The 5,774-nt window shown below is 63.2% G+C and carries 5 protein-coding genes and 1 pseudogene; 4 read left to right on the forward strand and 2 right to left on the reverse strand.

The features are described from left to right. The coding region (locus tag EN738_RS29615) for a VWA domain-containing protein (protein ID WP_189606028.1) at window positions 1-1,555 on the forward strand (1,555 nt) is incomplete at its 5' end. A gap of 389 nt (window positions 1,556-1,944) precedes the next feature. Then, complete coding sequence (locus EN738_RS29620) at window positions 1,945-2,130, forward strand: hypothetical protein (protein ID WP_245478450.1); 186 nt, start codon at window positions 1,945-1,947, stop codon at window positions 2,128-2,130. Window positions 2,131-2,154: 24 nt separating this feature from the next. Here EN738_RS29620 and bmt read toward each other — a convergent pair whose 3' ends face one another. Beyond that, the gene (gene bmt / locus EN738_RS29625; protein ID WP_127286743.1) at window positions 2,155-3,171 is read right to left on the reverse strand and encodes a betaine--homocysteine S-methyltransferase; all 1,017 of its coding nucleotides are present in this window, start codon (window positions 3,169-3,171) and stop codon (window positions 2,155-2,157) included. Window positions 3,172-3,260: 89 nt separating this feature from the next. Then, window positions 3,261-4,103, reverse strand: a complete 843-nt coding sequence (locus tag EN738_RS29630; protein WP_127286744.1) for a helix-turn-helix transcriptional regulator — start codon at window positions 4,101-4,103, stop codon at window positions 3,261-3,263. A 226-nt stretch (window positions 4,104-4,329) separates the two neighbouring features. Between EN738_RS29630 and EN738_RS29635 the strand changes: the two genes are divergently transcribed. Together EN738_RS29635 and EN738_RS29640 are read left to right on the forward strand one after the other, a co-directional pair. Continuing rightward, window positions 4,330-5,340 (forward strand): fatty acid desaturase, encoded by a 1,011-nt coding sequence (locus EN738_RS29635; protein WP_189340751.1) that lies wholly within the window; start codon window positions 4,330-4,332, stop codon window positions 5,338-5,340. Window positions 5,341-5,430: 90 nt separating this feature from the next. Then, window positions 5,431-5,774 (forward strand): annotated as a pseudogene (locus tag EN738_RS29640) (phosphate ABC transporter substrate-binding protein); the annotation flags it as partial.

The raw sequence follows: 5,774 nt of genomic DNA on the forward strand, positions 1-5,774 counted from the left end.
CGATGGTGGAGCCGCGGCCCCCGCCGATGTCGCACGCGGCGGCCCTGTGCCGGGCACCGCCGCCGAATCCAAGCTGATGGCGCAGCCGTCCACGCTGCCTGCCGACCAATTGCTGCCGCAGGAGGAAAACCGCGACCGCGTCGAGGATTTCAAGACCAACCCGGTGCATGCCGCCCTCGAGGACCCGGTCTCGACCTTCTCGATCGACGTCGACACCGCCTCCTATTCCTTCGTGCGGCGCTCGCTGAAGGAAGGCTACCTGCCGCAGGCCGACACCGTGCGCGTCGAAGAGATGATCAACTACTTCCCCTACGACTGGAAGGGACCGGATGCGGCCTCGACTCCGTTCAACTCGACCGTCAGCGTCATGCCGACGCCGTGGAACGAGCACACCAAGCTGATGCACGTCGCCATCAAGGGGTTCGACGTCAAGGCGACCGAGCAGCCCAAGGCCAATCTGGTGTTCCTGATCGACGTGTCGGGTTCGATGAACGAGCAGGACAAGCTGCCGCTGCTGCAGTCGGCCTTCCGTCTGCTGGTCAGCAAGCTGAAGCCGGACGACACCGTCTCGATCGTCACCTATGCGGGCGATGCCGGCACGGTGCTGATGCCGACCAAGGTTGCCGAGAAGGATAAGGTCCTGTCGGCCATCGACCATCTGCAGCCTGGCGGCTCGACGGCGGGCGAGGCGGGGATCCGGGAAGCCTACAAGCTTGCCCAGCAATCCTTCGTCAAGGATGGCGTCAACCGTGTGATGCTCGCCACAGACGGCGACTTCAACGTCGGCCAGACAGACGACGACGACCTGAAGCGGTTGATCGAGCAGGAGCGCAATACCGGCGTCTTCCTGTCGGTGTTCGGCTTCGGGCGCGGCAATCTTAACGACCAGATGATGCAGACCATCGCGCAAAACGGCAACGGCACCGCCGCCTATATCGACACGCTCGCAGAGGCCGAGAAGGTCCTGGTCGAGGATGCGTCCTCGACGCTGTTCACTATCGCCAAGGACGTCAAGATCCAGGTCGAGTTCAATCCGAACAGGGTCTCGGAATACCGCCTGATCGGCTATGAGACCCGCGCGCTCAACCGCGAGGATTTCAACAACGACCGCGTCGATGCCGGCGATATCGGCTCGGGCCATTCGGTGACGGCGATCTACGAGATCACGCCGAAGGGCAGCGGCGGCGAGCAGATCGACCCGCTGCGCTACGGCCAGGCAACGGTCAACAATGGCGGCGTCGCCAATGCCGACGAATATGCCTTCGTCAAGATCCGCTACAAGCTGCCGGACGAGGACACCTCGAAGCTGATCACCACGCCGGTGACGTCGGCCAACGAAGTCCAGTCCTTCGACCAGGCCGGCACCGACCAGCGCTTCTCGGTCGCGGTCGCGGCGTTCGGCCAGAAGCTGCGCGACGAGGATGCGACCGCGAAGTTCGGCTACGACAAGATCATGGAGATTGCCACCGCCGCCCGAGGAGCCGACCCGTTTGGCTACAGGTCGGAATTCCTGTCGCTTGTGCGCCTTGCCTCGGCGCTGGGCGGTAACCGGTAGTGGCAATAACGGCCGGTTCCTTTCAGACGGGGATCGTTCTGATACGGGGAACCGGCCACGGGCGGGTGAGGCAGGCCGGCGAGGGGAACCTTGCCGGCCTTTTTTCGGATCTGTTGATATTCGGGTGAGGCCGGCCTGCAAATGGAGGTTTCCTGGCTCGGCCTGACCTGAATCTCAATAGATCCTGAACCCGGCTCCCTTTTCGGCAGATCGTTAAATTGCGAGCCTTTTCAGGAATATGATCGCAATTCCCTCTTGTTACGAAAAGCTAATACACGGGCTTGTGGGGGCCGGAAGTGCTGATCAGAGACATTGCGAATTCAACGCCGGCTGCAAGGGACGTTCAGTCGACCGCCTCGCAGGCGCCGTCGGCGGAATCCCGGCGCATCATGAATGATGTCGAGGCGGCCAGGAACACCGCGAAGTCGGCCCTGAACAATGACCGCTTCCGCGTCATGCTGGAGCAGATCAGCGATCCCCGCGCATCGGGCGCCTTGATGAGCATGGGCAGCGACACAGGCAGCGCCACCGATTTCAACACGGCGCTGTCGCGCTACGCCGAAAACAGCGAATAATCGAAACGGCGACCGATCAAACGGTCAGGCGCGGCCGCGACGGCGTTCGCGGCGGGCCTCGCTGGTCTCGGCGGTGTTTGCGGTAGCCACCTTGTTGCGCATCGGGCCGATGCGCTCGACGATCGTCTCGATGGTCGGCCGGCTCGATTTGGTGTGCGCGTCGAGAGCCTTGCGCATGGCGGCAAGATGCTGGAACGAGGTGCCGCAGCAGCCGCCGACGATCTTGGCGCCGGCATCGACGGCGAGCCGGACATAGTCGGCCATCAGTTCCGGCGTGCCGGAATAGTGGATCTCGGTGCCGCGGAATTCCGGAATGCCGCAATTGCCCTTGACGATCACCGTCGCCTCCGGCCTGGCCTCGGTCATGTCGAGCAGCGAGGCAAGGATGTCGGACGCGCCGACCCCGCAATTGGCGCCGACGCCGAGCGGATCTTGCGACAGCCCGTCGACGACGCCGTGGATGTCCTTGGGCAGCAGGCCCATCATGGTGCGGCCGGCGGTGTCGAAAGAGCCGGTATAGGTGTAGGGCAGTCCGACGCGGATCGCGGCTTCGGCGGCGGCGCGGATCTCGTCCGGCGCCGACATGGTCTCGATCCACGCGACTTCGGCGCCGCCCGCCTTGAGGCCTTCGATCTGCTCGGCGAAGGCGTCGACCGCCTCGTCATAGGTCATGGCGCCGAGCGGCACCAGCAATTCGCCGGTCGGGCCGACCGAGCCGGCGACGATCACCTTGCGGCCGGACTTGTCGGCCACCGCGCGCGCGATCTCGGCGGCGCGCTTGTTCAGCGCATGCACGCGGTCCTGCGCATGATGCAGCTTCAGTCGGTGGCGGGTGCCGCCGAAGGAGTTGGTCAGGATGATGTCGGCGCCGGCGTCGACGAAGTTCTGGTGCAGGCTGGCGATGGTGTCGGGCGCGGTCTCGTTCAGCAGCTCCGGCGCCTCGCCTGCTTCCAGGCCCATGGCGAACAGATTGGTGCCGGTAGCGCCATCGGCGAGCAGCACGCCCTTTTCGGCAAGCAGTGCCTCGATCGGATTGGTCATGATGACATACGCCTTACTGAGTTCTTTGTTGAGATAAGGATATAAAGAACTCTTTATATGTCGTCAATCTCAAAGCCGGTCCTCAGCCATCAAAATCGCAGCTCGGCCAGCCTTTGCGCGAAGCTCGCCGCCTCATGCGCATTGATGTCGGCGGCGCGGATCAGATTGTCGAAATGGCTGGTCAGCGTGCGGATCGGCTGGGGGGCGTTGAGCACCAGATACATGTCGCCGACATAGATCGCGGCGCGGTAGGGTCCGAAGATGGTGTAGGGGATCGAATAGCGCATGCGCCCGTCATAGAGATACAGGCGAAAGGTCGGATAGAGGTCGTCGAGCAGCGTTGCCATGTGCAGAAGCTGCTGGCGGCGGTCGGCCTCGGGAAAGCGGTCCCAGACGCCCAGCCCGCGCGCGAAGATCTCCAGCGTGTGGCGCGGCATGCAGACCTCCATGTCGGTCTCAGGGCGCCTGGTGTAGTCGATGCGGTATTGGGTCTCGCCCGCCTGGGCCTCGCGGCTCTTGTTGGTGATGTTCGCCTCGTAGTCGACCAACGCCTCGGTGCGCAGCAGGTCCGGAATGCCAGCCGGCACGTAGCGGATTTTCGTTCCCGCCGCTTCGGAGTGCCATTTGGCGAGCAACGTGCGGTCGAAGCCGTCGGGCGCTTCCTCGATCTCCAGGCTCTCGCGGATTTCGCCGGTGACGCCTTCGTCATGGCTCAGCCCCAGCAGCCAGTCGAGCGACACTTTGAACTCGGCAGCGATGTTGAGCAGCGTCTCGGCGCGGGGCAGTCGGGTCGACGTCCCGGAGAGCAGTTGCGAGAGTGCCGAACGGTCGATGCCGACCGCTGTCGCGAAAGCCGACTGGTTCAGGTCCGAGCGTGTCAAGAGCAATTTCAAACGGTCCCGGAAGAGGGTCGACAGATCGCGCTTGTCCATGACGCTGCTCCTGCTTCGGAGAGGAAAATTTGCGCCGTAGCCGCATTGAACGTGGCTCAGGCGGAAATGAATCCGCTGTTTGTTTACAATGTATAACATATGCGGCTGAAAATGCGCACTCGCAACAGTTTGTGCGCTTTGTCGCGTTGCGGCAACGACAGGCTCCTGACACAATGTTGTCAGGAATCAAGGTGGTTTCGGCGACTGGAGGGCAGTGGTCGATCGCATGGCAAGCATGACTAAGAGACGTAGCAGTGCAGCGGCTATCGAATGGCCGACCGTGTTCCTCGCATTTTTTTGCTACGGCGCCTGGCTTGCCACCGGCTTCCTGCTTTGGCCATCTTACCCACTTCTGGCTCTCGCGGCCCTGGCATTGATAGCGGCACTGCAATCGTCGCTTATGCACGAAGTGCTGCATGGCCATCCGACACGCAACGCGCGGATCAATGAAGCTTTCGTCTTCCTGCCGATCGGCATGGTATGGCCATTCCGCCGCTTCAAGACGATCCATCTTCGCCACCATGCCGACGAGCGGCTGACCGATCCGCTCGACGATCCGGAGAGCTACTACCAGGCGCTCTGGATGCATGAGGAATTGCCGCCGGCAATGAAACTCCTGCTGAAGATCAACAACACGATGGTCGGCCGCCTCATCCTCGGTCCGTGGCTGTCGTCGATCGGTTTCTTCATCGACGACGCCAAGCAGATCGCAGCCGGCGACAAGGCGATCCGCAAGGCATGGCTGCTGCACGCCGCCGGCCTTGCCATGGTCGTGCCGATCATGACGTACGGCTTCGGCATTCCGCTGTGGCTCTACATTCTGGTGCCGGTTTGGCTCGGCCAGTCGATGATTTCGATCCGCACCTATGCCGAGCATCAGTGGTCGGAACATCCGGAAGGGCGCACGGTGATCATCGAGCGCTCGCCGCTGTCCTTCCTGTTCCTCAACAACAATCTGCATTTCGTTCATCACAAGAGCCCGACGGTTGCCTGGTACCGGCTGCCGAAGCTGTTCCGCGACCGCCGCGAGGAATGGCTGCGGATGAACAACGGCTATGCCTATCCGAACTATTTCGCGCTGCTCAAGGCGCATGCCTTCAAGGCCAAGGAGCCGATCGTCCATCCGGTGCTGCGGCGCGCGCCGGAGCCGGGTCGGGCATTCAAGCCGCGTGTCCGGGCGCGCAGCATCAATGGCCTTGGCAGCGCCCCGGTTCCGGCCGAGCCGCCAAAGGAATGATCCCGGTATAGCCGCCACGCGTCATCTATGCTGCGGGCGGCTCGCGTCCGCGATCTTGTCAATTTTCCAGAACAGCGGTCAAATCCAGGCATGAGCGAATTCGTTGCGGCCTTGCCGATGTATGACTGGCCCGAGGCGAGGGGCGAGGTCGACGCGCAATGGGCGCGGCTGCGCGAAGCCATCAGGGGCAAGGGCATCGACGCGCCGGAGATACTTGTCCGCGTCAATGGCGACCTGCCGCCGGTGCCCGGCGGCATCCGCGACGCAGCCGGCAAGGTCATCGCGCCCGATCCGGCGACGCTGCCGGCGAGCGACCTCGATTTCCACGGGCTCTGGCTGCATCCGGCACTGCTGTTCGGGCAGACCTGCTGGGGACCGATGGAACTGGGGCTCGCGAGCCACGTCCAGGTGATCGGCCAGCCGAGCTACGATGC

The sequence above is a fragment of the Mesorhizobium sp. M4B.F.Ca.ET.017.02.2.1 genome (assembly GCF_003998955.1).
Lineage (GTDB): Bacteria > Pseudomonadota > Alphaproteobacteria > Rhizobiales > Rhizobiaceae > Mesorhizobium > Mesorhizobium abyssinicae.